This is a genomic window from Rhizobium sp. BK538 (assembly GCF_014197575.1).
Classification (GTDB): Bacteria; Pseudomonadota; Alphaproteobacteria; order Rhizobiales; family Rhizobiaceae; genus Rhizobium.
In genome coordinates this window covers 56059-81834 of sequence record NZ_JACIFT010000026.1, presented here as the reverse complement: position 1 = coordinate 81834, position 25776 = coordinate 56059, and the positions used below count along the sequence as shown (strand labels likewise).

Here is a 25776-nt window from a genome sequence, read left to right as displayed (position 1 = left end):
AACTCAGACGTCTAAACAACGCTTCATGAACCGCCCTGTACGGAACCGTTCGCACGGTCGTGTGGGAGGAGGGACGCCGCAAGGCTCCCTCCTACCCGATTCAGGTGGTCGAATCCGGCTTAGAACTCTTCCCAGTTGTCCTGGGCAAGCGCTGCTGAGCCGTGCGTTTGAGGAACCGCGCGCCGTGGTGCCGCTGCTGCTGCCTGGCGATACGTCGGTGCGCCGGTTGGCGCGCGCATTTGCTGAGCCGTCGAGCGCAGTGCCGCAGCGTGACCCATGCCGGATACGCGGAAGCGTGTCACGAGTTGCTTCAGCGTCTGGGCTTCATCGTTGAGCGTGACGCTGGCTGCCGTCGTTTCCTCGACCATGGCGGCGTTCTGCTGGGTAACCTGGTCCATCTGGTTCATGGCCTGGTTGATCTCCTTGAGGCCGATCGCCTGTTCGCTGGCCGAGGCAGAGATCTGGCGGATGAGGCCATTGATACCCATCACCTGCTCGGAGATCTTGTGCAGCGTGTCGCCGGCGCGGCCAACCAGATCGACGCCTTCCTTGACCTGCACGGCCGAGGTGTTGATGAGCGTCTTGATCTCCTTCGCGGCATTGGCGGACCGCTGCGCCAGCTCGCGGACTTCCTGCGCGACGACGGCAAAGCCCTTGCCGGCTTCACCGGCACGTGCTGCTTCGACACCGGCATTCAGCGCCAGCAGGTTGGTCTGGAACGCGATCTCATCGATGACGCCGATGATGCGCGAAACCTCGGTGGAGGATTGCTCGATACCCTGCATCGAAGCAATCGCTTTGCGCACCACTTCGCCCGACTTCTCCGCATCCTCGCAGGCGAGGTTGACGTTATCGGCAGCGGTACGGGCATTCTCGGCGCTCGAATTAACCTGTGCGGTGAGCTCGTTGAGCGCTGCCGCTGTTTCTTCCAGGCTTGCTGCCTGCTGCTCGGTGCGCTTGGCGAGATCGGAGGCGCTGCCGCTGATTTCACTCGTACCGGAGCCGATGTTCACGACGCTGAGATTCATCGTCTTGATGGTTTCCTCGAGGCTTTCGAGCGCCGCGTTGAAATCCTGCTTCAGCTTGGCGTATTCGCCAGGGAAGTCCTCGGTGATGCGATGGCCGAGATTGCCTTGCGACAGCTCCGACAGGCCGGAGCCGACGATCGAGACGATGTGACGCTGCAGCGTAACCGACTGCTGCCGCTCCGCCTCCGACCGGCCGCGCTCGGCCTCAGCTGCGTCACGCTGGTTGTTCGCCTCGGCTTCAAGGCGCTGCGTGTCGGCGAGGGCAAAGCGGAAGCCTTCAAGGGCCTTGGCAACGGAGCCGATTTCGTCGGCGCGACCCTGGCCGGCAACCGGATGCTCGTACTTCCCGTCGCTGAGCGCCTTGACGCTGGCGACAAGACCACCAATCGGGCGCTGAACGAACGCGCGGACCGCGAAGTAGAGGGCGATCATGACTGCGGTAAGCACGAGGATGCCTGCGACGACCATCATAAGGGTCTGATCCTGAACGGGCGCGTTGATGGCAGTGTGTGGCACGTCTACGAGGATCACCCATGTCGTGTTCACGTCGGGCAGGGCGAAGGGATAGACGACGCGGTCGAAGGGTTCGTAGCCGTCGAAAGTCAGGTTCTTGACGACCGCAGGCTGCAGCGTCGAGAGCGCACTCTTCACCGCATCCGCGCCTTCGCCGTCATAATCCTTCATCGAGAGATCGGCGATCGGCGCGACGATCCATTTGCCGGTCTGCGAGAGTAGCGTGACGCGGCCGGAGCCGAAGGGGTGGAGCGTCGAGAGCTTGTCGCGGAGCGATTTCAGCGAGATATCGACGCCGCCGACGCCGATCAGCTTGCCGCCGGACACGACCGGATAGGCGATCGAGGTCATCGCCGTATTCTCGCCGGTCGTCGTCTCAGCATAGGGCGGCGTGAGCGCTCCCTTCATGCTCTGCGCGGCGAGCGCGTACCAGGCAGCCTTGTAGTCGGACTCGAACGTGGAGAAGGTGAAGCCGCCATCCTTGCTCTTCGTCCAGTACGGGTTGAAAGTACCATCCTTCGCGGCACCGAAGTCGATTTTGCCAGCCATGCTGGCCGACTGTCCGTCGAAGGCGTTCGGCTCTTCGGCGAACCAGCTACCGAAGGCGAACTGGTTACGCTCGACGTTTGCCTTCAGCATGTCGAGAACCGCCTTGCGGTCGAGATATTTGCCCTCCTGACCGCGGCCGATCGCGCCAGCCATGGAGCGTGCCGCCCCTGCCAGTTCACCGACGGAAGAGGCGACCTCGTTGGCGATCGACTTCGCTTCCAGATTGGCCTGGTCCATGGTGAGTGTCTGGACGCGGTTGCGCGTCTCACCGATGAGAAAGAAGTTGGAAACGAGGAGGACGAGGGCGATGGCAATGCCGGTAATGAGGATAAGCTTGGCTGCAAGCGATTTCATGCGAAAGACGAACATGGATTCCTCGGGGAGCAAGGATGTGCCGGACGAGGGCATTCATCGGCACAGGGAGAAGGGCGTCGCCCCCTCATGGAGCAGCGGTTACAGAAGCCGGTCCCTGGGAGAGATCCGGTGATGCTGGAACATCGTCGGAAACCTCTTAAATTTGAATGAAATCCAACGAAAATCGATGGAACCTGAGGCAAGCCGCTACGCTATGTCGCGGGACGAATTGCCCTATAGCTCGTTTGCGACTTCGGCGTTCGAGGGGATCGATGGCTGGGCGCCCTGCTTCAGGCAAGCGAGCGAGCCGGCGACGGCCGCACGCCGCAGGGAGGCCTCGAAATCCAGCCCTTCGTCCAGGCTCGCCGCGAAGTAGCCGCAGAAGGTGTCACCGGCGCCGACCGTATCGACGGGCTCGATCTTCAACCCCTTGGCACGGGAAATGACACCATTGCGGATCGCGATCACGCCGTCTGCGCCGAGCGTTACGATCAAGGTCTGCCCAGTTTCCGCATTCAGCCGTTTCAGTGCGGCTTCGCGATCATCTGCCCCCATGTTTTCCTGGCCGGCGAGGCGCTCGAACTCTGTTTCGTTAGCAATCACAATATCGGAAAGGCGGCCGAGGCGCGGCGCATCGTCGATCAGTGGGGCAAGGTTGAGCACGGTCGTCACGCCTTTGGCGCGGGCATCGGCCAGCGCCCGCTCGACGGCCGGAACCGGCACTTCGAGCTGAAGCATCAGGATGTCGCCTTTGTTCATGGCATCGATCGCTGCATCGGCATCGCCCGGCGTCATCGTGCCGTTCGCACCGGGCACAACAGCAATCATGTTTTCGCCGTCGCCACCGACCAGGATCAGCGCGGTTCCGGTCGGCTCGTCGACCTGCTTGACGGTTTCAAGCCCCGTGCCGGCCTCCTTCAGCAATACGAGCGCCGGCTCTGCGAAGCCATCCCGACCGACGGCGCCTGCCATGTGAACGGTGCGCCCGGCGCGTCGCGCGGCAAGCGCCTGGTTGGCGCCCTTGCCGCCTGCCGCCGTCGAGAAGCCATTGCCAGCGACCGTTTCGCCGGGCTTCGGCAAGCGCGCCGTGGTGGCGATGAGGTCCATATTGATGGAGCCGAAAACTGTGATCATGGTGTCCCGTCCGATGCTTTTCTTAGGCGCGACACTGCCCGAAGGCCTTACTCGTCGTCAACCACCCTGAGCTTGAGAAGCCCGCTGCGGCTGTCGACGGATTTCGGCGCCGGGTCATTATCTCGTGCCGTGGCCTTGCCGCTGTCGCCGCCCTCGAATTCCAGAGCCTCGATCTTCGCGCCGCGCTTGGTGAGCTTATCGGTGGAGGTAAGGATCTGGTCGACATCCCTCTGGGTCATGGAAAAATGGCTCTGCAGCTTGCGCACGCGCTCGTCGAGGCGGCCGAGATCGTCCATCAAGCTCGCGACCTCGCCCTGAATGACATGCGCCTGGGCCCGCATTCGCTGATCCTTCAGCACGGCCTGAATGACCTGGATGGAGAGCATCAGCAGCGAAGGTGACACGATGACGATGCGCGACCGGTGTGCCTTCTGCACGATCGCTTCGAAATTCTCATGGATCTCGGCAAAGATCGATTCCGACGGCACGAACATGAAGGCTGTGTCCTGCGTCTCCCCCTGGATCAGGTATTTCTCCGAGATGTCGCGGATATGCGTCTCCATGTCGCGGCGGAACTGCTGCGACGCAACCTTGGCTCCATCCGGTCCGCCCGCGTCTCGGATCGCGTTCCAGGCTTCGAGCGGGAATTTCGCGTCGATCACCAGCGGCGGCGCGCCGTTCGGCATGCGGATCGTGCAGTCGGGACGCGAGCCGTTGGACAGCGTTTGCTGGAATGCATAGGCGCCCATCGGCAGGCCATCGGCGACAATCGTCTCCATGCGTGATTGGCCGAAAGCGCCGCGCGTCTGCTTGTTGGAGAGGATCGCCTGCAGACCGACGACGTCCTTCGCCAGCGTCTGGATATTGCTCTGGGCGGCATCGATGACGGCAAGACGCTCCTGCAGCCTTTGCAGGTTCTCGTGCGTCGATTTGGTCTGTTCACTGATCGTCGTGCTGACGCGCTGCGACATTCCGTCCAGGCGCTGGTTGATCGCCTGGTTGAGTTCGGACTGCCTCGAGCCGAACACTTCGGCCATCGTCGACATGCGCCCATGGATCTCGGCCTGGATCTTCAGAAGCTCGGCCATGCGGGCGTCCGTCTCGGCGGCACGAAGGTTCGCGACCTCGGCCTGCTCGCGCCGCACCTGTCCGCTGCGGACAAGGAGGACGGCCAGAAGCAGGATCAGCGCGGCGATTGCGCCTCCGGCAAGGGCCAGCATGGCGGGGCTTATCTGCGACAGGGCGAGGAGAAACGACTCAGAGCTGGTGTTCATGCTGGCAACAATAGCAAACTCAAATGAGATATCCAGATCAAAACGTGAACAACCCACAAGCTTTCCGGCAAACTAGATGACATCAGAGAGCAAACGGCAGCTGACGAATCGGAAGCGCATTTAACCATTGCTCAACCATATTGAGCAAAAGCTCTGCTCAATTTTCCTTTCAGCATCAATCGCAAAGCAGAGACATCATGACCAGCCAGCAGTCCGACAGCGCGCTCAAGCAACGCCTCGATTTCATCGAGTTGGATGATGGAGCCCGCACGGCGCTTCGCGAGATGCGCCCGGCGATCGCGGAGCTGCTCGGCGGCGCCCTCGACAAGTTCTACGCGAAGCTGGCGAAGACATCCGAGGTCGCGGGCTTCTTTGCCGACAAGGCGCATATGGGGCACGCCAAGAAGCGCCAGGAAGATCACTGGGCCAATCTGGCCGGCGGCAACTTCGACGAGGCCTATGTGAAAGGCGTGGTTGCGGTTGGCAAGACGCATGCCCGCATCGGCCTCGAACCGCGCTGGTACATCGGTGGCTATGCCTTGCTGATGAGCGAACTCGTGAAGGGCCTCATGGCCAAGCAGTGGCCCTCGATGTTCGCCAGGCAGCAGGGCAAGGTGCTGGCCGAGAAGCTCGCCGCCGTTATCAAGGCCGCGATGCTCGATATGGATTACTCGATCTCGGTCTACCTCGAAGCACTTGAAGAGAAGCGCCGCAAGCTGGACGAAGAGCGGGCGAAAGCCGAGCAGGATCAGGCAATCGCCCTCGATCATCTTCGCCGCAGCCTGGAAGCGCTTTCGAACGGCGATCTCGAGGCGACGCTACCGCCCGACCTCCCCGGCAATTTCAAGGGCATGGCCGACGATTACAATCGCGCGGTCGCTGCTCTTCGTACGTCCTTCGCGTCGGTACGGGCAACTTCGGGTGAAATCCTGCGGGGCACGGACGTGATTGCCAAGGCCTCGGATGATCTTGCATTGCGCACGGCGCAGCAAGCCGCCGGCGTCGAGGAAAGCTCGGCGGCACTGCAGCAACTCTCGGTCAGCGTCGGCCAGACGGCCGCAAACGCCGAAAAGGCATCCGGTGCTGTTCGCGAGACACAACAGAAGGCCAAGAGTTCGGGCGAACTCGTCACCAGCGCCGTTTCCGCGATGGCCGGCATCGAAAAGTCATCGACCGAGATCGCAAAGATCATCGGTGTGATCGATGAGATTGCCTTCCAGACGAACCTGCTGGCGCTGAACGCCGGCGTTGAAGCTGCGCGTGCCGGCGACGCAGGCAAAGGTTTTGCCGTTGTGGCTCAAGAAGTCCGCCAACTCGCGCAACGCACCGCCGATGCGGCCAAGGAGATCAAGAACCTGATTTCGGAAAGCTCGTCACAGGTGAACGAAGGGGTCGACATCGTCAGCAGCACCGGCGAGGCACTGAACGACATGATCAACCGCATCGATATCATCAACCGCTTCGTTGCCGATATCGCCGCCGCGGCACGCGATCAGGCTACCGGTGTCAACGAGGTCAGCGTCGCCATTCGCAACATGGACACGATCACGCAGCAGAACTCGGGTATGGTCGAGAATACCTCAGCCGAGACACGGCGCCTTCGCGGCGAGGTCGATAATCTGGTGGCGCTGCTGCAGCGCTTCCGCACGGGCGTCGGACATCGTTCGATAGCCGCTCCGCGCCGCGCCGCCTGACGGGAATGCGGCTAAATTCCGGGCTGGAGCGTAAAAAAGCGCTCCACCCGCCTACCGGATAATTCCATCCTGGAAAAAGATGCGTTATGGGAACGCCATGACCATCAAGCCACTCATCATTCTCCCCGATCCGCTGCTTCGTCAGGTTTCCAAGCTGATCGAGCGCGTCGATGCCGATTTCCAGCGCCTTGCCGACGACATGCTTGAAACCATGTATGACGCGCCAGGTATCGGCCTTGCTGCCATCCAGATCGGCGTGCCGCGCCGCATGCTGGTCATTGACGTTTCCCGTGAAGGCGAAGAGAAGCAGCCCCTCGTATTCGTCAATCCGGAGATCCTCGCATCGTCCGACGAGCGCTCGGTGTATGAGGAGGGATGCCTTTCCATCCCTGATTACTATGCCGAAGTCGAACGCCCGGCGGCCGTCACCGTGAAATATCTCGACCGAGACGGCAAGGAGCAGACGGTGCAGGCCGACGGCCTGCTCGCGACCTGCCTGCAGCATGAGATCGATCACCTGAATGGCGTACTCTTCATCGACCACATCTCTCGCCTCAAGCGAGACATGGTGATCAAGAAGTTCACCAAGGCGGCGAAGTCGGCGAAGGCGCTCTAGCTCTGAGTTGCGCCGGCAGCCGGCTTGCGGTGCGCCGATTGCGATCCGACGGCTTGATCTGACGCTCGAAACCCCGTTTGAAGAGGCTGACCGGAAACATGGCGGGATAAAATGTCGCTTCGCATCATCTTCATGGGTACGCCCGAATTCTCCGTTCCGACTTTGCGAGCGTTGGTCGATGCCGGGCATACGATCCTCGCTGTCTACAGCCAACCGCCAAGGCCGGGCGGACGACGTGGCCTCGATCTGCAGAAGTCACCTGTGCATCAGGCTGCCGAACTGCTCGGTATCCCCGTCTTTACGCCAGTGAATTTCAAGGATCCGGAAGAACGCGAACGCTTCAAGGCTCACGATGCGGACGTTGCCGTTGTCGTGGCCTATGGCTTGCTGCTGCCGGAGGCGATCCTGACCGGTACGCGCTACGGCTGCTATAATGGTCATGCCTCGCTGCTGCCGCGGTGGCGGGGTGCTGCACCGATCCAGCGGGCGATCATGGCCGGCGATCAGACGACCGGCATGATGGTGATGAAGATGGACAAGGGCCTGGACACCGGCCCGGTGGCCCTCACCAGCGAAGTCGAGATCGGCGCGAACACTACGGCCGGGGAGTTGCACGACGCGCTGATGCATGTCGGCGCCAAGGCGATGGCTGAGGCAATGGTCAAGCTCGAGACGGGCAATCTTCCCCTGACGCCGCAGCCTTCGGACGGCGTGCTCTACGCCGCCAAGATCGACAAGGGCGAGACGCGGATCGACTTCTCGCGAGACGCTATAGATGTCCATAACCACATTCGCGGTCTGGCGCCATTTCCGGGCGCATGGCTCGAAGTGGCAATTGGCGACAAGCCTGAGCGTGTCAAGGTGTTGGCCTCGGAGCTTGCGCAAGGCAGCGGCAGCGCCGGCGAAGTGCTGACAGACGATCTTGTCGTTGCCTGCGGAACCGGCGCCGTTCGCCTGACTAGATTGCAGAAGGCCGGCGGCAAGCAGTTGCCGACTGCCGACTTCCTGCGTGGGACATCGCTCGCATCTGGCACGAGGCTGTCCTGATGCATCGCTATCGCATGATCGTCGAATATGACGGTGGTCCTTACGTCGGCTGGCAGCGGCAGGAAAACGGACCTTCCGTTCAGGGCGCGATCGAGAAGGCGATCCTGTCGGCAAGCGGTGAGACGGTATCGATCCGTGGGGCGGGCCGAACCGATTCCGGCGTTCATGCTACAGGTCAGGTTATTCATGCCGATCTTGCCAGGGAATGGTTGCCTTTCAAGCTTCAAAACGCGCTGAACGCCCATCTCAAGCTGGCCGGCGAGCGCGTCGCGATCATCAGTGTGGAAGCGGCAAGCGAGTTCTTTGATGCCCGCTTCTCGGCACTGCGGCGCCACTATCTTTATCGCATCATCAGCCGTCGCGCGCCATTGGCGCTTGAGGCCGGTAAGGCCTGGTGGGTGCCGAAGCCGCTCGATCACGAGGCCATGCATGCAGCGGCGCAGGCATTGGTCGGCAAGCACGATTTCTCGACGTTCCGCTCCGCCCATTGCCAGGCCAACAGTCCGATCCGCACGCTCGATCGGCTGGACGTGACAAGAAACGGCGAATTGATCGAGATTCGCGCCACCGCCCAAAGCTTCCTGCACAACCAGATCCGTTCTTTCGCGGGAACACTGAAGCTTGCGGGCGAGGGCAAATGGACGCCGAACGATGTCCGTGCCGCGCTGGATGCCCGCGACCGCAAGGCCTGCGGTCCCGTTGCACCCCCGGATGGACTTTACTTCATGCAGGTGGATTATCCGGCGGTGATCACCGATCGCCGCCCGCGGCTGGTGGGCGGCGACAGCGATGACGGTGACGACCTATCATGACCCGGCCTACAGCGCCCCGATAGATGGCCTTGCCGATATCCAGCGGGAAGGCGCCGAACAATCCTTCGAGCGCTGTGTTCGTAAGCGCCACCACTGTCAGTTTCCTTTCCCGATCGACGAACCATGAGTGGCCGTAGACGCCGCCCCACTGGAGCGCTCCCCGCGCCAGCGGCAAGTCGGAGTGGTCCGGATCGGTGACAACAGCCCAGCCGTAGCCGAAAACGAGCCCGGGTCGCGCAAGCTCAGTAAGGCCGTTCGTCTGGTCGTGGACCATTGCGGAAACGGTGTCTGCATCAAGCAGCGGCGCTCCGCCACGTCTAACGGTTTCGAGTATGGCGAGGATGTCCTCGGCTGTGCCTGCCATGCCGCCGCTGGCGGAGTGATAGCTGTGAGGATCGAGGATGCGCTCCGTCGAATAGCGGATCACGCCGGAAGAGGTGACGACCGAATCCTCGCACGCCATCGGCTCGGGTCCCGGCGTCGCATTCTTGTAGGGGACGGCAAGACGACCGCGATCCGTTACATGAAACGCGGTATCGGAAAGTCCGAGCGGTTGCGTGACGAGCGCGGCGACTGCTTCGCCCAGCGGGCCGCCGGTCTCTTTTTCGATGACGCCGCCGAGCACATCCATCGAGATCGAATAGCGCCTAGAACGATTCGGGCGGATCTATATTGGATAGATGCCCAGAAAGCGCTGCAGGTATTCCGACAGCATCAGCGATGGCACAAGCAGCACCAGTGTGAGTGCGCCGACCATCAGGCCTTGGCCGTAGAAGATCATCCTCAGGATGCGTGCGATCGCAAAGACTTGCGCAAGCATGAAGGCCAAGAGCAGCAGCGAGACGAGACCGACCACCTGTGGCAGGAAGAAGACCAGCGCGAGCATCAACCCGTTGATGTAGGAGAGCGGCACGCCCAGCCAATTGACGCTGACGATAACGGGCGCGAAACGCTCGCCCTTCTTGAAGGCGAGCAGTAACAAGCCCGCAAAGACCAGCGGGACGAACCAATTGGCGGCTTCGACAAGCCCGAGCCGGAAATAGAAGAGGGCGCCGACATTGGTATGCGGCGGCATCGTCTGCAGGAAGGCCTGGCGCCACCAGAGCCACGAGATTCCCATCGGCGGCAGGCACCAGAAGATCGCCCAGAACGAACGGTTGACGCCGCGCTCCGACATGTCGAGGAAACGGAAGCCACGCGGATCCATGCGGATCAGCAGCCAGATTCCGGCGAGATAGTACTGAACTTCCCTAAAGCCCGGCATTCGCAAACCAGCGCTCGATGAAGGTTTCATAGATTACCGTGAGTCGGTCGAGGTCGGAAACAGCGACGCGTTCATCGACCATGTGCATGGTCTGGCCGACGAGACCGAATTCGACGACGGGGCAATAATCCTTGATGAAACGGGCGTCGGAGGTGCCGCCTGTGGTGGAGAGCTTCGGCGACTGGCCGGTGACGCTCTCGACGGCGGAAGAAAGCGAGGCGATCAGCGCATTGTTGCGCGTCAGGAAGACGTGGCTCGGCCGCTCCGCCCAGATGATGTCGTACTTGAGCGGCGCACGGCCGGGGCGCAGCACGCCTTCGTCCGCGGCGGCATCGAGCCGGCGTAGGATCTCCTGCTGCAGGCTCTCGGCGGTCCAGGTGTCGTTGAAACGGATGTTGAAGCTCGCCGTCGCCTTGGCAGGCACGACGTTCGTCGCCGGATTGCCGACGTCGATTGTCGTCACTTCGAGGTTGGATGGCTGGAAGTTGTCGGTGCCGCCGTCGAACGGCGGGTCCATCAGTGCTTGCGTCAGCTGCAGGATGCCGCGCACCGCGTTGTCGGCCAAATGCGGATAGGCGGCATGGCCCTGGACGCCGTGCACGGTGATCTTGCCGGAGAGCGAGCCGCGGCGGCCGATCTTGATCATGTCGCCAAGCTTATCGGGGTTGGTCGGCTCGCCGACGAGGCAAGCATCCCAGCGTTCGCCGCGTTCGGCTGCCCATTTCAATAGTTTGATCGTGCCGTTGATCGCCGGGCCTTCCTCGTCGCCAGTGATCAGGAAAGAGACCGAACCCCTCGGCGCGCCATGCTTTTCGATATGGCGCGCGATGGCCGCAACAAAGCAGGCAACGCCGCCCTTCATGTCGACGGCGCCACGCCCGAACAGTTCACCGTTCGCGATCTCGGCGGCAAAGGGCGCGTGTGTCCAGGCGGCTTCGTCGCCAACGGGGACCACATCGGTATGCCCGGCAAACATCAGGTGTGGGCCGTCATCGCCAAGCCGTGCATAGAGGTTCTCGATATCGGGTGTTCCCGGCGCAGTCGCCTTCACCTTGTCCACCTTGAAGCCAAGCGGCGACAGCATCGCCTCGAGTGCCGAAAGCGCGCCGCCCTCGGCGGGCGTGACGGACGGGCAGCGAATCAGGGTCTGAAGATTGGCGACGGGATCGGTAGCGGTCATGGGAGTGGAACTATCCAGCGGTGGTGGCAAAGAAAAGGCAAGGCGGCGATGCCGCCTTGTTGAAATGTGCCGTCATTTTGCCGGATCAAGTCCGACCGTCAGCGTTCGGGCGGTGCGTATCGCCCGGGACACGCAGACCGCTGGAACCTCAAGACTTGTCAGTCGCGTAGCAGTTCGTTGATGCCGGTCTTCGAGCGGGTCTTTTCGTCGACGCGCTTGACGATGACGGCGCAGTAGAGATGCGGCGCCGGCAGGCCGTTGGCCATGGTGGCATTGCCCGATGGCATCGAGCCTGCGACGACCACCGAGTAGGGCGGCACTTCGCCGTACATGACTTCGCCGGTGGCGCGATCGACGATCTTGGTCGATTTGCCGATATAGACGCCCATGCCGAGAACCGAGCCCTCGCGGATGATGCAGCCTTCAACGACTTCCGAACGAGCGCCGATGAAGCAGTTGTCTTCGATGATCGTCGGGCCGGCCTGCATCGGCTCCAGAACGCCGCCGATGCCGACGCCGCCCGAGAGATGCACATGCTTGCCGATCTGGGCGCAAGAGCCGACAGTCGCCCAGGTATCGACCATCGTGCCTTCGTCGACGAAGGCGCCGAGGTTGACGAAGGACGGCATCAGCACGACGTTCTTGGCGATGTAGGCCGAGCGGCGCACGACGCAGTTCGGAACGGCGCGGAAGCCGGCGGCGCGATACTGGTTTTCGCCCCACCCCTCGAACTTGGACGGCACCTTGTCCCACCAGGTCGAATTGCCCGAACCACCCTTGATGACTTCCATGTCATTCAGGCGGAACGAGAGAAGCACGGCCTTCTTCAGCCACTGATTGACCTTCCAGGCGCCGTCGCTACCACGCTCGGCAACGCGCGCCTTACCGCCGTCGAGAAGTTCGAGTGCTGCTTCGACCGCGTCGCGAACCTCACCCTTCGTCGACGTATTGACGTTGTCACGGTTGTCGAAGGCCGCTTCGATGGTCTTTTCGAGGGAAGAAAGGTCGGTGGCGCTCATGGGAATTCCTTAAACTTCGGTCTCTATCGTGGAGACCGAAGCCTCCGGGAATTGTGATTGGCGGGATGCGATCTGCTCTATCGCATGCAAGGGTAAAATGGAATGATTTTTCGGGGCATAGTAATTCTCCCGATTCAAGCATGAAACGACATACCGGCAGTGTTGGCCGGCTGTACTGAAAGGCATTTCGACATGGCAAAGGCAAGAAACGGCAGGCTGCGGCGCAAGGACGGCGTCTGGGACCCGCTGAAGACGAGCGCAACCGACAAGCACCGCGCAGAAGCTGTGCCGAAAACGCCGCAAACGCTGTCGCCGTCCTATCGCCTTGCCTATGTCGACGAAGAGTTTCTGTGTCGCGAGGAACTGCGGCCGATCCGGCTGCAACTCGAATTGTTGAAGGTCGAGATGATGCTGGCTGAACGCGGCATCCGGTCGACAGTCGTGATGTTTGGCGGCGCTCGCATTCCCGCTCCGGGCCAAAGCGCCTGGGCAGCACGCAATGAGGTGCAGCGCGCCAACCTTGAGGCGGCATCGGTCTACTACGACGAGGCGCGCAAGTTTGCTCGGCTATGCTCGAAATATTCGGCCGGCTTCGATTTTCGTGAATATGTGATCGTCACCGGCGGTGGCCCTGGTGTCATGGAAGCCGGCAATCGCGGCGCGGCCGATGAGGGCGCGCCCTCGATCGGCCTCAACATCGTGCTCCCGCACGAACAGGCGCCGAACGTCTACGTGACACCGGAGCTGAGCTTCAATTTCCATTATTTCGCGATCCGCAAGATGCACTTCATGGTGCGCGCTAAGGCAATCGCTGTCTTTCCCGGCGGCTTCGGCACTCTCGACGAATTCTTCGAGTGCCTGACGCTGATTCAGACCGGCCGCATGGAAAAGATGCCGCTCATCCTGTTCGGTGAAAAGTTCTGGAGGAGCATCGTCAATTTCGAGGCGCTTGCGGAGTTCGGAACGATTGCGCCGGACGATGTCGATCTGATCAGCTTCGTCGACACTGCCGATGCAGCGTGGAAGATCATCGAGGATTTTTACGAGCGGCACGAATAGGAAGCCCGCCAAGGGTGGCGGGCTTTGGTCTCGGTAAGTGCTTGCTTACGGGAACGGGCGATCCGGCATGTCGTCGAGCGAGATCACGCCGTCCTTGTTGTGGTCCATCCAGGTGAAGAACTTGTCGAACGCGGCTTCGGCTTCCTCCTTGGAAATCTGGCCGTTCTCGTCGGTGTCGAAGCGTTGCATCATCATCATGCCTCGCATCATGCCGCCATGCAGGCCACGGCGATCCGGTCGGCCGTCGGGGCCGGGTTGCGGTGGGGCTGGCTGGGCGTTGTCGGCATCCGGCGGCGGCGCCATCGGCGTAGCATCGTCATCCGTGGCGTCATCGGCGGGGGCTTTCGCCTTGGCGATCTGGGCTTCGCGGTATTTGCGGATTTCGCCCGGCGTCAGCGAGCCGTCCTTGTCGGTATCGATGGCAATGAAGATTGCCTCCATGCCGTCCTTGGCTTCCTGCTTGGAAATCTGGCCGTCCTTGTTCGTGTCGAACTGCTTCAGCATGCGAACGAAGATGACTTCACGGATCGCGCCCATGCGCGGTCCCATCATCATGCCCATGCCGTGTTGCGGGCGAGGCGGATGATGCTTCTTGTCGTGAGACGCAGCAAAACTGGTGCCGGCTGCGGCACCGACGATCATGACGGAGGAGAGTGCGGCCAGTATCAGTTTGTTCCGAGACATTTCAGCTCCTTTCAATGTGCAATCGCAATGGGATCACAGACGAAAGGGTAGGGCCGATGTGACAAATCGCCCAATTAAAGATCGGTAAGCTGGATGAAACTTTAGTAATCTAGCCGGCAATCTTCGCAAGAAAATCAGTGAGATCGTCGGTCACGAAGTCGATGTGATCATCCTCGCCGCTGGTCTTTTCCCACCATTCGACAACCGTATCCTCGAGATTGTTCGGTACCAGCAGGACAGTCTGCATGCCAAGCGTTTTTGGAACCTTGAGATTGCGGGGCAGGTCCTCGAACATCGCCGCCTTGCCGGTCTCGATCCGCTTCAGTGCCGCGAACTTGTCATAGGTCGCCTGCGCCGGCTTCGGCACGAAGTCCGCCGCCACGATGTCGAAAATATCGTCGAAATGCTCGAGGATGCCGAGCGCGCCGGCCGCCATCTCGGCATGCTTGACGCTGCCATTGGTGAAGATGAACTTGCGACCCGGCAGGGCCTTGATGGCCGCGCCCAGTTCGGGCTGCGCCGTCAGGCTCGAATAATCGATTGCATGCGCCTTCTCGAGAAAGTCGTTCGGATCGACGCCGTGGTGGATCATCAGACCCTGCAGGGTCGTTCCGTGATCGAGATAGTATTGTTTCTGCAGCTTGCGTGCCTCGTCGCGCTCCATCTGCAGCAGCGTCGAGACGTAGGCCGTCATGTTCTTGTCGATCTGCGCGAACAGATTGACATGATGCGGGTAGAGGGTGTTGTCGAGGTCGAAAACCCACTCGGTCACATGCGAGAAGTCCGCCTTGGTCGGCGTGCGATCTATCTTGGTCATGGGGGCGTTATGGCACGGCTTGCCGGGCAAGGAAATCGGCAAGAAAAAATAGATGCCCGATTTGCGGCGGACGCGGCGCGGAAGGGATGGTAAAACGCCTCATGCTCTTTGATCTGCCCAATGACGACGCGCTGTACGATGCGCTGATTGCCCGCAGCCCGGCCTATGAGGGCCTTGCCTATGTCTGCGTCAAGACAACGGGTATTTTCTGCCGGCTGACTTGCCCCGCTCGCAAGCCGAAGCGGGAAAACACTCTCTTCTACAATTCGATCGCCACCTGCATGCAATCCGGATTTCGGCCGTGCCAGCGGTGCCGGCCGTTGGAAGAGGCGGGTCGGGAGCCGATTGTCGAGCAACTCCTCGCGGCGCTCGACCGTGATCCCGCAGCGCGATGGACGGAAGACGATCTGATCGCGCACGGCTACGATCCCTCGACCGTGCGGCGGGCTTTCAAGCGATCCCTCGGCATGACGTTTCTCGATATTGCCCGCTATCGCCGTCTTGGCGAGGCGGCAAAGCAACTGGCGAATGGCGCCCGTGTCATCGATGCCCAGATCGAGGCAGGATATGAATCGGGTAGCGGCTTCCGCGCCGCGTTTCAGCGGCTGATCGGCAAAGCGCCTGCGATGTCGCAGAACCGCGATCTCCTGTTTGCCGACTGGTTCGAAACGCCGCTCGGCCCCATGGTTGCGGTGGCCGACCAGACGCATCTGCATCTCCTCGAATTCCACGACCGCAAGGCACTGCCGGCGGAGCTGGAGAAACTGCAGCGCAAGACCCGCTCCACGGTCGCGGCCGGCCGCACATCGGCGATTGATCAAATCGGCGCCGAGCTGAAAGCCTATTTCGATGGCAGGTCCGCAACGTTCCGCACGCCGCTCGCGTTGGGTTTCGCTACGGCCTTCGAACGCGAGGTCTGGTCGAAGCTGATGGACATACCCATTGGTGAGACACGCGCTTACGGGGACATTGCGCGTAGCATGGAAAACCCGCAAGTGGTGCGCGCCGTCGGCCGGGCCAATGGGGCAAACCAGCTGGCGATTGTCATCCCCTGCCACCGGCTGATCGGCGTTGACGGGTCACTGACTGGCTATGGCGGCGGGCTCTGGCGCAAGCAATGGCTTTTGCGACACGAAAATGAGATGAAGACCAAGGGATTGTTTGTGGAGGAGATCCAATGAATCAGGCTGAGAAGGCAAAGGCATTCGGCGCGCTCCATCAAAAGGGCAATCCTGTCGTCCTTTACAACATATGGGACGCCGGAACAGCGAAGGCAGTGACCGAGGCGGGTGCTAAGGCGCTGGCAACAGGAAGCTGGTCGGTTGCCGCAGCACAAGGTTATGGGGATGGTGAGAAGATTCCGCTGGATGCGCTGGTAGCAACGGTTCGCCAGATTACGGCAGTCAACGACCTGCCTCTCTCCGTCGACTTCGAAGGAGCGTACTCGACCGATCCGGCCGGGGCAGCCGCCAATGTCGCCAAGCTGATCGACGTGAGCGCCATTGGCATCAACTTCGAAGATCAGGTGGTCGGCGGCGAGGGGCTGCACCCGGTCGAGAAACAGGCAACCCGCATCCGGGCCATTCGCGAGATGGCTGATGCAAGGGGCATACCCTTTTTCATCAATGCGCGCACCGATCTGTTCTTGCGCGAAGGTGATCTCTCCAAGCATGCAGATCTGGTCGACGAAGCGATCGAGCGCGGCAAGGTTTACGCTGCAGCTGGTGCAAATGGCTTCTTTGTGCCTTGGCTGATTGACGAGGGCCTGATCAAGAAAATCTGCGCCGCGTCAAACCTGCCGATTAACATCATGATGAGAGCGGGTGCGCCGGACGTGAGGACGCTCGCAAGACTTGGCGTCTGCCGCATCAGCTACGGACCGGGACCCTACCGGGCGATGATGGAAAAGCTGAAAGAGGCAGCCGCGGCGGTCTATGCCGCCGCGGGCTAAAGCAATTCCAGGAAAAGTGTAAAGGGTTTTCCGTCCGGAATTGCGTAAAAGAAAAAGGGCTCAGGGAACGATCAGCGTTCCCGCGCCATGCTCGGTGAAGATCTCGAGCAGCACGGAATGGGCGGTCTTGCCGTTCAGGATGACGACGCCCTGCACGCCTGCCTTGATTGCATCGATGCAGGTTTCGACTTTCGGAATCATGCCGCCGGAAATCGTTCCGTCAGCGATCAGCGCGTGCGCCTGCGCCACGGAAAGTTCCTTGATCAGGTTGCCCTGCTTGTCGAGAACGCCGGGAACATCCGTCAGGAAGAGCAGGCGGGTGGCGTTCAGCGCACCGGCGATCGCCCCTGCAAAGGTGTCGGCATTGATGTTGTAGGTCGCGCCGTCGCGGCCGGGAGCGACCGGAGCGATGACAGGGATCATCTCTGAGCGGGCTAGCAGGTCAAGCAGCGTGCGGTCGACTTCGACGACCTCGCCGACGAAGCCGAGGTCGAGCACACGCTCGATGTTCGAATCCGGATCCTTGACCTTTTTCTGCGCTTTTTCGGCAAAGACCATGTTGCCGTCCTTGCCGCAAAGGCCGATCGCCCATTCGCCCGTCTGGTTGATGAGCGCGACGATCTCCTTGTTGATCGAGCCGGCCAGAACCATTTCGACGATCTCGACCGTCTTGGCGTCGGTGACGCGCAGGCCGCCTTCGAATTTCGATTCGATGCCCATCTTCGTCAGCATCGCGCCGATCTGCGGGCCGCCGCCGTGAACGACGATCGGGTTGACGCCGGATTGCTTCAACAGAGCGATGTCGCTTGCGAAGGCCTTCCCGAGCTCGGGATTGCCCATGGCATGGCCGCCGTACTTCACGACGATCGTCTTGTTTTCGTAACGCTGCATGAAGGGCAGGGCCTGCGCAAGGAGGCGTGCCTGAGTTTCGCTTTCGGACTGGTTCATGGGATACCCCGCAGAATTGATCGCGGCCTTTTATCTCAAGTTTTTGACAGATGGAATAATCTAGAGACCATTAGTTTTCCGTATGTGCTGGCGAGCGGGTTCGAGGGGGCGAGCGTTTGGCAAGAGGCATGGGATGACCAGCGACGAAATCGCACATTTGATAAGCCTCGTTGCGATCGGCGATCGCAAGGCCTTTGCCGCGCTCTATCGTGAGACGAGTCCGAAACTCTTCTCCATCTGCCTGCGTATCTTGAAAGACAGGACGGACGCTGAGGAATCGCTGCAGGAAATTTACGTCAAGATCTGGCAGCGCGCCGGCGTGTTTGCCGCGGGCTCCGGGGCGCCATCGTCCTGGCTCGCGGCAATTGCGCGCAACCAGGCAATCGACATCATTCGTGCGCGCAAGCCGGTTGCCGACGAATTGGACAGTGCCTACGACCTCGCGGACGACGATCCTTCCCCAGAGATACAGACTGTGATCAAGGATGAGGGAAGGCGCATTGACACCTGCATGGAAGAGTTGGAAGCTGATCGGGCGGTGGCAGTCAAGAGAGCCTACGTCGAAGGACAAAGCTATCAGGAACTGGCCGATCAGTTTGGCGTCCCTTTGAACACGATGCGCACATGGCTGCGTCGCAGCCTTTTGAAACTGAGAGAGTGCATGGAACGATGACATCGCCGGATCAGAGCAAGGGAGGCCGCTCCCGCGACGAGGTACTCGCCGGTGAGTATGTTCTTGGTGTTCTTTCCTTCAAGGATCGACGGGTTGTGGAGGAGCGCATGCGCCGCGATAGACAGTTCGCTGCTATCGTCAGCCGATGGGAAACCAACCTCTCCGCTTTCAACGATGATTATGACATCGTCAGCCCCAGTCAGGAAACGTTCAAGCAGATCGAAGCGCGGCTGTTCGGCACGCCGGAAGCTGCCCCGACGCCGGCGCGCGGTCTGTGGGGTTCCATCGTCTTCTGGCGCTGTCTTGCGCTCGTCTCGCTGCTGATTGCGGTGGGGGCGCTGACGATTGCCACCGTCGTCGTCGCTCCGCCGCAGACGTCCGCGCCACTTGTGGCCGAGCTGACCGCCTCCAACAGCCAGGTCAACCTCTTGGCCTCCTATGAGCGGCAGAGCGGAAAACTGAAGATTGTACCCGTTGCTACCGGCAAGCCTGAAGAGAAGTCACTGGAGCTTTGGCTCGTTCCGGCAAGCGGCGCGCCAAGATCGCTTGGCGTGTTTCCTCCGGACCAGGCCGGCGAGTTGGTCATACCCGCTGATATGCGCGGTAGCGTAAACGAGGGCGCGGCCCTCGCCGTCAGCCTCGAACCTTTCGGCGGCTCGCCGACCGGGCAGGTCACGGGGCCGATCGTGGCGAGCGGCACGACGCATCGCCGCTAATGTTTTTTCAACAAGCGCGCTGAAACTCTTCCTGCGAGCCTTCCGTAGATCTTCATGTCCGCAACGGAACGCCGGCATTCGGCCGGTCTTGTGCGCGGACGTTAAAGGAGAACAATCATGATGAAGTCCGCACTGCGCTTGAGTGTGCTTGCTGCTGCCGTTTCCGCCTTTGCTTTCGCTGCGCAGGCCAAGAACCCGATGGTCGGCGGCGCTGCCATGTATCCGACGAAGAACATCGTCGAAAATGCGATGAACTCCAAAGACCACACGACGCTGGTTGCTGCCGTCAAGGCGGCCGGTCTGGTCTCGACGCTTGAGGGGAAGGGACCGTTCACGGTCTTTGCGCCGACCAATGAAGCTTTCGCAGCACTGCCGGCCGGTACGGTCGATACGCTGCTGAAGCCGGAGAACAAGGCGACGCTGACCAAGATCCTGACCTGCCACGTCGTGGCAGCCGACGCGATGTCGAAGGCCGTCGCCAAGATGATCAAGGATGACGGTGGCGAACACGACATCAAGACCATCGGGGGCTGCGTGCTCAAGGCCAAGGAAAGCATGGGCAAGATCACGCTGACCGACGAGAACGGCGACGTCGCCGACGTCACGATTGCCGACGTCAAGCAGTCGAACGGCGTGATTCACGTGGTCGACAAGGTACTGCTGCCAAAGATGTAATCGAGTGAGGCAGTTCGGGGTAGCGCCCTCGGCATTGGGGCGCGCCCCTCTTTCATTTCCAGTTGGCGATGCCGACCGTTTGCGCGATTGCCTCGCGCAGGTCATCGAGGCCTTCGCTCTTTTCCGATGACGTGGCAATGATCCCGGGATAAGCGGCCGGCCGCTTCTTGATCTTTTCCGTCGTCTCCGCGAGCAGCCTGGTCACGGCCGGTGGCTTGATCTTGTCCGTCTTGGTCAGAACGATCTGGTAGGAGACGGCCGCCTTGTCGAGCAGATCGAGAACCTCATCGTCGTTCTTCTTTACCCCGTGGCGGCTGTCGATCAGCACGTAGACGCGCTTCAGCGTCGCCCGCCCGCGCAGGTAATCGAAGACGAGCTTCGTCCAGGCATCGACCTGGTCTTTCGGCGCCTGCGCATAGCCGTAGCCCGGCATGTCGACCAGCGCCATCGGCGGCAGGTCGCCGCCTTCACCTGAGTAACCCTCCGGCACGAAGTAGTTGAGCTCCTGCGTGCGCCCCGGCGTGTTGGAGGTGCGTGCCAGCCCCTTGTGGCTGACGAGCGCATTGATCAGCGACGACTTGCCGACATTCGAGCGACCGGCAAAGGCCACCTCCAGCGGTCCTTCCGGCGGCAGGAATTTCAGGGACGGCACGCCGCGGATGAAAGTCCAGGGGCGTCCGAAGAGCGGCTTGTCGTTCTTGTTGTCGGTCATTCGGCCTTTTCCAGTCCAATCCAGTGTGCCTATGGCATTCAGGTTTCGGGCGATTTTGTCAACCGCCAGGCCGGCAGTCGCCCAGATGCGGCGGCAACGCCGGCAGAAATGAAAAGCCCCGCCGAAGCGGGGCTATCATCATTTCTCTGTTGGAGCCGGCTTTCGTTTGAAGAGCCCCTTCAGATTGTCGAAGAGCTCGATCTTCACGCCGTGCCGCTTCATGATCACCGACTGCTGAAGCACTGAAAGCGTATTGTTCCAGGCCCAGTAGATGACCAGACCGGCCGGGAAGCTCGCCAGCATGAAGGTGAAGACCAGCGGCATCCAGTTGAAGATCATCGCCTGCGTCGGGTCCGGCGGTGTCGGGTTCATGCGCATTTGCACGAACATCGTGACGCCCATGATCAGCGGCCAGATGCCGAGATGCAGCAAAGTTGGCGCTTCGAACGGCAGAAGGCCGAACAGGTTGATGAACGAGGTCGGATCGGGTGCGGAGAGATCCTGGATCCAGCCGAAGAACGGCGCATGGCGCATCTCGATGGTGATGTAGATCACCTTGTAGAGCGCGAAGAACACGGGAACCTGCAGCAGAATCGGCCAGCAACCGGCAATCGGGTTGATCTTTTCGTCCTTGTAGAGCTGCATGGTCGCCTGCTGCAGCGCCATGCGGTCGTCGCCAAACTTGGTCTTCAACTCCTCCATCTTTGGCTGCACGCGCTTCATGTTCGCCATCGAAGCGTACTGCTTGCTGGCAAGCGGGAAGAACAGTGCCTTGACGACGATCGTGGTAAGCAGGATCGCGACGCCGAAGTTGCCGAAGTAGCGGAAGAAGAAGTCCATCAACCTGAACATCGGCTTCGTCAGGAAGTAGAACCAGCCCCAGTCGATCAACCGGTCGAACTTCGGGATCGAATAGGTCTTCTCGTAGCCGTCGATAACAGGAACTTCCTTGGCGCCGGCAAAGACGAGGTTCTTGAGCTCGAGCGACTGGCCCGGTGCGACGGTAACCGCGTTCTGCTTGTAGTCGGCCTGGAAGCGCGGCTGGCCATCGGTGAAGTGGGTGAAGCGCGCATCGTAGGGCGTCTGCTGCGGCGGAATGATCGTCGCTGCCCAATATTTGTCGGTGATACCGAGCCAGCCACCGGTTGCCGTTTCCGGCGTCACGGCTTCCTTCTCGACGGCTGCATACTTGCTCTCGATCAGGCTATCGCCGATCACGCCGATGAAGCCTTCGTGCAGAACGTAGGTCGAGGCGACCGCCGGCTTGTTGTAGCGCGTGACACGGCCATAGGAGGATAATGCAGCGGCGGCCTGGCCAGCATTGGTGATCTTGTCGGTGACGGTGAACATGTAGTGCTCGTCGACCGAGATCGTACGGGCAAAGGTGATGCCCTTTTCGTTCGTATAGGTGAGCGTAACCGGCGTCTTCTCCGTCAGCTTGGCACCTTCCGGTGCCGTCCAGACGGTTGAGGGGCCGGGAACAGAGCCGGTGGCGGCGTCACCGATGTAGCCGAGTTCGGCGAAGTAGCCATCCTTGGTTTCGGATGGGCTAAAGAGCGTGATGATCGGGCTCGAGTCGTCGACCGTCTCGTGGTAGCCCTTGAGCTTCAGGTCATCGAGGCGTGCGCCGACTAGGTTGATCGAGCCTGCGAGTGCTGCCGTATCGATCACGACGCGCGGGTTCTTGGCAAGTGCGTCGATCAGGGAGGTCGTCGTGGTTGCCGAAGGGGCTGCGCCATTGGGCTGAGCCGTACCAGCGCCACCGGCGGCCGGGGTCTGCACCTGTTCGATTTTCTGCTGCGCCTTTTGAGCGAGTTCTGCCTTGCGCTGCGCTTCGATGCGCGGATTCATATAGAGGAATTGCCACCCGAGAACGATCAGCACGGAGAGAGCGATCGCAATGAAGTAGTTGCGGTTGTTTTGCATCATGCGTTCCTGGGGCGGCCGTCTCCGGACCGCTTGTGTTTCGGCTTGGTCTCGACGCGAGTTTTGAGCTCTGCGGCTAATTCTTTGAAGGATGCTTTCAGCACGTCCCTTCGCGCGACAACCACATAGTCGTGTCCGGGCTGCATTGCAAACCCTGCATGAAGTCGCACCGCCTCTTTCAGGCGCCGCCGCATGCGGTTTCGCTCGACTGCATTGCCGTGTTTCTTGGTGACGGTGAAGCCGACACGGGCTTCTGTCTCGGGTTCCTTCCGGTCGAGGACCTCAAGCAGGAAGAAACCGCCCTTGCGTTTTTCGCCTTGGCGGACAGCAAGAAACTGCGGGCGGCTTTTCAGCCGCCCGGCAGTCATTTTCTTATTATTGGTCGTCAATTCGCCCGCCATCTCTTATCGGGCAATTCCGGCCTTAGGCCGAAAGACGCTTGCGGCCGCGTGCGCGGCGAGCAACGATAACCTTGCGGCCGCCCTTGGTGGCCATACGTGCACGGAAACCGTGGCGGCGCTTGCGGACAAGCTTGGATGGTTGGTAGGTACGCTTCATTTATTTAAACACCGCGGAGTGCGGCCCTTCTTGAATTTGCATATTGCAAGGAGCGTTGTTTTTCGAACGGGCGAGGCTAACGAGAGCCTTAAATGACCGGACGTGCGCCGGCTTATACGGATGAAGGCCGCCAAAGTCAATTATTGCCCGGAATTTCCCGATTTCGGTGCTGCGATACAAGATTTAGCGAAGCGTATTAATGTTTGTGACAAGCGACAAGCCATGCGCTTGCGTAATATTTTTCTCAAATCTCAACCGTTGCGCGCATTTTGCCGATAACCAGGCGCCTCGCGCGCAAAAAATAAAACGGCGACGACTAAGTACAGGTAATTTTTTGTAGTGATGCGGCCAAGCATCCGAAAGCTAACATTAATTTATTTCGGCCAAATTTAGCTATCGGCCGGAATGCTTTCCCGGCTTGTGATTAGTCTTGGGGGGCTTCCTTTGAAAATTCGCGGTAAGATCAATCTGCTTGTCTCCGCCATGTGCGGCGTTGCACTGCTGATCGGGGCAACGGCACTTTGGGCTGTGCGTCAATACGAAGAAAGTCTGTCGGCGTACGGAGATGCATCCGATCGCGCTTACGCCGGCGAGCGCCTTAACCGCTTCGTGACGGCAACGGTGATGGAGGCCCGCGGGATTTATAACGCGCCGTCGACAAAGGAGGCCGCAAACTTTGCCAAGGGACTGCTGGCCGATCTCGATCAGATCGACAAGGTTATCGCCTCCTGGGCCCCGCTGGTTCCGGAAAGCCAGAAGGATACCTTCGTGAAAATGACCGAGCGCGCGAAGGAATTCCGGACATTCCGCGCCGAAACAGCACGTCTCGGCACTGAAGTGAGCCCCCAGGCCGCGAACGAGCAGGGTAACAACGACGCCAACCGTGCCAACCGCAAGGCTTTCCAGGCGGAGATCGATGCGATCGTCGCCACCGACAAGGCGACACTTGACGCCGTCAATGCGCAGGTCGAAAGCTCGCGCACCTCTGTTTTGTGGCTGGTGATTGCGATCACTGGCGTCGGCATCGTGGCCGGCGTCGGGATGGGCTTCTATATCGGCACCGTTCAGCTCAGCCGTCCGATCAAGAAGGTCACAGACGCGATTAAGGAAGTCGCCGATGGCAACTTTGACGCCGAAGTGCCTTTCGCTGGCCGCCAGGATGAAATCGGCGAGATGGCTGCCGCCGTCGCGGTCTTCAAGGAGAATGGTCTCGCCGTTCGCCGCATGAATGCGCAGGAAGCCGCCATGCGTGCCAAGAGCGACGATCTGCAGTCCAGCATGTCGGTTGTCGTTGCATCCGCGGCTGCGGGCGATTTCAGCCGCCGCATCGAAACGGACTATGGCGATGAAAACCTCAACCAGTTCGCCAGCAACATCAACCATCTGCTTTCCAGCATCGATGCCGGTGTCGGCGAAACGCGCCGCGTGATAGCAAGCCTGGCGGAAGGAGACCTGACGCAGACGATGCGCGGCAGCTTCCAGGGTGCCTTCGCCGAACTGCAGCAGAACGTCAACAGCACCTTCGCGACGCTGCAGACGACGATGCGCGAGGTCCGCGAAACGGCTGAAGGCTTCCACGGCAACACCAACGAATTGCGCGCCGCCAGCGACGACCTTTCCAAGCGTACCGAGCAGCAGGCTGCCGCCCTCGAACAGACTTCGGCTGCTCTCGACGAGATCACTGCGGTGGTCAACAATTCGACCGAGCGCGCTCAGGAAGCCAGCGTCATGGTCTCCGAGGCCAAGGACGATGCCGGCAAGTCGGGCGTGGTTGTCCGTAACGCCGTCGACGCCATGGGCCGGATCGAGCAGGCCTCGCGCGAAATCAGCCAAATCATCAACGTCATCGACGAGATTGCCTTCCAGACGAACCTGCTCGCCCTCAATGCCGGAGTTGAAGCCGCTCGTGCCGGCGAGGCAGGCAAGGGCTTTGCCGTCGTCGCCCAGGAAGTCCGCGAGCTGGCGCAGCGCTCGGCGACAGCGGCGAAGGACATCAAAGGCCTGATCACCAAGTCGGGCGACGAAGTGCAGGTCGGTGTGAAGCTGGTGCAGGCAACCGGCGAGGCACTGTCCCAGATCGAGCGCCGCGTCAACGCGATCAACGACCACATTCACTCGATCGCAACCGCCGCGAAGGAGCAGTCAACCGGCCTCAAGGAAGTCAACACAGCCGTCAACCAGATGGATCAGGTGACGCAGCAGAACGCTGCCATGGTCGAGGAGACCTCAGCAGCAACGCACAAGCTTTCCGCCGAAGCCGACGGCCTCGTCCGTCTCATCTCGCGCTTCAAGGTCTCGAACGTGCCGGCAGCGGCCCCAGTCGCCGTTGCCCGCCATCAGGAGCACCGGCCAGTGGCCTCTCCGGCCCGTCGTTCCATGGGCACCGTCGCCCGGGCGTTCAGCGGCAATGCCGCCGTCGCCGGGCAGAATTGGGAAGAGTTCTGATCCCCTCCTCTTTTCGACCGATGGGAAACGCCGCCTCCAGGTGGCGTTTCCTTTTGTCGCAAATGGCTTTGCTCGCAAAGATTTGAAAGCGGACCGTCATCGTCTAATATAGAAGGCGCAGAGGGCGC

Annotated in this window: 25 protein-coding genes; 11 read left to right on the top strand and 14 right to left on the bottom strand. The window is 60.8% G+C overall.

From position 1 onward, the window contains the following. Window positions 1–119: 119 nt before the first annotated feature. The 3 genes from FHX09_RS25640 to FHX09_RS25630 all read right to left on the bottom strand — a co-directional run bounded on the left by FHX09_RS25640 (window position 120) and on the right by FHX09_RS25630 (window position 4852). Complete coding sequence (locus tag FHX09_RS25640; RefSeq protein WP_132593400.1) at window positions 120–2459, bottom strand: methyl-accepting chemotaxis protein; 2340 nt, start codon at window positions 2457–2459, stop codon at window positions 120–122. A gap of 219 nt (window positions 2460–2678) precedes the next feature. Beyond that, complete coding sequence (locus tag FHX09_RS25635; protein ID WP_007802069.1) at window positions 2679–3578, bottom strand: ribokinase; 900 nt, start codon at window positions 3576–3578, stop codon at window positions 2679–2681. 47 nt (window positions 3579–3625) lie between these two features. Next, on the bottom strand, window positions 3626–4852 hold the full coding sequence (locus FHX09_RS25630; RefSeq protein WP_183722724.1) for a DNA recombination protein RmuC: 1227 nt from the start codon (window positions 4850–4852) through the stop codon (window positions 3626–3628). 197 nt (window positions 4853–5049) lie between these two features. Between FHX09_RS25630 and FHX09_RS25625 the strand changes: the two genes are divergently transcribed. The 4 genes from FHX09_RS25625 to truA all read left to right on the top strand — a co-directional run bounded on the left by FHX09_RS25625 (window position 5050) and on the right by truA (window position 9021). Continuing rightward, window positions 5050–6546, top strand: coding sequence for a globin-coupled sensor protein (locus FHX09_RS25625; protein WP_183722722.1), 1497 nt, complete (start codon window positions 5050–5052; stop codon window positions 6544–6546). Between the two features lie 97 nt (window positions 6547–6643). Next, complete coding sequence (gene def / locus FHX09_RS25620; protein WP_037084372.1) at window positions 6644–7162, top strand: peptide deformylase; 519 nt, start codon at window positions 6644–6646, stop codon at window positions 7160–7162. A gap of 111 nt (window positions 7163–7273) precedes the next feature. Beyond that, entirely contained in the window at window positions 7274–8209 is a 936-nt protein-coding gene (gene fmt, locus FHX09_RS25615) for a methionyl-tRNA formyltransferase (RefSeq protein WP_132593396.1), read from the top strand. Next, a complete protein-coding gene (gene truA, locus FHX09_RS25610; RefSeq protein WP_132593394.1) occupies window positions 8209–9021 on the top strand; it encodes a tRNA pseudouridine(38-40) synthase TruA in 813 nt (270 codons plus the stop codon). The genes fmt and truA overlap by 1 nt, the downstream gene beginning before the upstream one ends. On the opposite strand, the gene FHX09_RS25605 is transcribed toward truA, so the two are convergent. The 4 genes from FHX09_RS25605 to dapD all read right to left on the bottom strand — a co-directional run bounded on the left by FHX09_RS25605 (window position 8960) and on the right by dapD (window position 12484). After that, on the bottom strand, window positions 8960–9688 hold the full coding sequence (locus tag FHX09_RS25605) for a serine hydrolase domain-containing protein (RefSeq protein ID WP_348649196.1): 729 nt from the start codon (window positions 9686–9688) through the stop codon (window positions 8960–8962). The genes truA and FHX09_RS25605 overlap by 62 nt on opposite strands. Further along, entirely contained in the window at window positions 9689–10285 is a 597-nt protein-coding gene (locus FHX09_RS25600) for a hypothetical protein (protein WP_132593392.1), read from the bottom strand. After that, a complete protein-coding gene (dapE, locus tag FHX09_RS25595) occupies window positions 10272–11465 on the bottom strand; it encodes a succinyl-diaminopimelate desuccinylase (RefSeq protein ID WP_132593390.1) in 1194 nt (397 codons plus the stop codon). The genes FHX09_RS25600 and dapE overlap by 14 nt, the downstream gene beginning before the upstream one ends. 158 nt (window positions 11466–11623) lie before the next feature. Next, window positions 11624–12484 (bottom strand): 2,3,4,5-tetrahydropyridine-2,6-dicarboxylate N-succinyltransferase, encoded by an 861-nt coding sequence (dapD, locus tag FHX09_RS25590; protein WP_132593388.1) that lies wholly within the window; start codon window positions 12482–12484, stop codon window positions 11624–11626. Window positions 12485–12676: 192 nt separating this feature from the next. On the opposite strand from dapD, the gene FHX09_RS25585 reads away from it, so the two are divergent. Further along, window positions 12677–13543: an LOG family protein gene (locus FHX09_RS25585; RefSeq protein WP_007802046.1), complete on the top strand. Its 867-nt coding sequence runs from the start codon at window positions 12677–12679 to the stop codon at window positions 13541–13543. Window positions 13544–13588: 45 nt separating this feature from the next. On the opposite strand, the gene FHX09_RS25580 is transcribed toward FHX09_RS25585, so the two are convergent. Together FHX09_RS25580 and FHX09_RS25575 are read right to left on the bottom strand one after the other, a co-directional pair. Beyond that, a complete protein-coding gene (locus tag FHX09_RS25580) occupies window positions 13589–14227 on the bottom strand; it encodes an EF-hand domain-containing protein (RefSeq protein ID WP_132593386.1) in 639 nt (212 codons plus the stop codon). Window positions 14228–14336: 109 nt separating this feature from the next. Beyond that, complete coding sequence (locus FHX09_RS25575) at window positions 14337–15044, bottom strand: pyrimidine 5'-nucleotidase (protein WP_007802038.1); 708 nt, start codon at window positions 15042–15044, stop codon at window positions 14337–14339. Between the two features lie 101 nt (window positions 15045–15145). Here FHX09_RS25575 and FHX09_RS25570 point away from each other — a divergent pair, with 101 nt between their 5' ends. After that, a complete protein-coding gene (locus FHX09_RS25570; RefSeq protein WP_132593408.1) occupies window positions 15146–16225 on the top strand; it encodes a trifunctional transcriptional activator/DNA repair protein Ada/methylated-DNA--[protein]-cysteine S-methyltransferase in 1080 nt (359 codons plus the stop codon). Then, a complete protein-coding gene (locus tag FHX09_RS25565) occupies window positions 16222–16995 on the top strand; it encodes an isocitrate lyase/phosphoenolpyruvate mutase family protein (protein WP_132593384.1) in 774 nt (257 codons plus the stop codon). Before FHX09_RS25570 ends, FHX09_RS25565 begins: the two co-directional genes overlap by 4 nt. Window positions 16996–17055: 60 nt before the next feature. Here the strand turns inward: FHX09_RS25565 and argB are convergent, their stop codons facing one another. Beyond that, window positions 17056–17943, bottom strand: coding sequence for an acetylglutamate kinase (gene argB, locus FHX09_RS25560; protein ID WP_007529633.1), 888 nt, complete (start codon window positions 17941–17943; stop codon window positions 17056–17058). A gap of 133 nt (window positions 17944–18076) precedes the next feature. Here argB and FHX09_RS25555 point away from each other — a divergent pair, with 133 nt between their 5' ends. The 3 genes from FHX09_RS25555 (at window position 18077) to FHX09_RS25545 (ending at window position 20007) form a co-directional block, all read left to right on the top strand. Further along, window positions 18077–18616 (top strand): sigma-70 family RNA polymerase sigma factor, encoded by a 540-nt coding sequence (locus tag FHX09_RS25555; RefSeq protein ID WP_007802034.1) that lies wholly within the window; start codon window positions 18077–18079, stop codon window positions 18614–18616. Continuing rightward, window positions 18613–19332, top strand: a complete 720-nt coding sequence (locus tag FHX09_RS25550; protein ID WP_183722718.1) for an anti-sigma factor — start codon at window positions 18613–18615, stop codon at window positions 19330–19332. The genes FHX09_RS25555 and FHX09_RS25550 overlap by 4 nt, the downstream gene beginning before the upstream one ends. Window positions 19333–19449: 117 nt before the next feature. Then, window positions 19450–20007, top strand: coding sequence for a fasciclin domain-containing protein (locus FHX09_RS25545; RefSeq protein WP_132593380.1), 558 nt, complete (start codon window positions 19450–19452; stop codon window positions 20005–20007). Between the two features lie 52 nt (window positions 20008–20059). On the opposite strand, the gene yihA is transcribed toward FHX09_RS25545, so the two are convergent. The 4 genes from yihA to rpmH form a co-directional block, all read right to left on the bottom strand. Continuing rightward, window positions 20060–20719: a ribosome biogenesis GTP-binding protein YihA/YsxC gene (gene yihA / locus FHX09_RS25540; protein WP_132593378.1), complete on the bottom strand. Its 660-nt coding sequence runs from the start codon at window positions 20717–20719 to the stop codon at window positions 20060–20062. 138 nt (window positions 20720–20857) lie between these two features. Next, complete coding sequence (gene yidC, locus FHX09_RS25535; RefSeq protein WP_132593406.1) at window positions 20858–22645, bottom strand: membrane protein insertase YidC; 1788 nt, start codon at window positions 22643–22645, stop codon at window positions 20858–20860. Further along, entirely contained in the window at window positions 22645–23046 is a 402-nt protein-coding gene (gene rnpA, locus FHX09_RS25530; protein WP_132593376.1) for a ribonuclease P protein component, read from the bottom strand. The genes yidC and rnpA overlap by 1 nt, the downstream gene beginning before the upstream one ends. A 22-nt stretch (window positions 23047–23068) precedes the next feature. Next, the gene (gene rpmH, locus FHX09_RS25525; RefSeq protein ID WP_016552555.1) at window positions 23069–23203 is read right to left on the bottom strand and encodes a 50S ribosomal protein L34; all 135 of its coding nucleotides are present in this window, start codon (window positions 23201–23203) and stop codon (window positions 23069–23071) included. Between the two features lie 444 nt (window positions 23204–23647). Between rpmH and FHX09_RS25520 the strand changes: the two genes are divergently transcribed. Further along, window positions 23648–25648, top strand: coding sequence for a methyl-accepting chemotaxis protein (locus tag FHX09_RS25520; protein WP_183722716.1), 2001 nt, complete (start codon window positions 23648–23650; stop codon window positions 25646–25648). Window positions 25649–25776 lie beyond the last annotated feature (128 nt).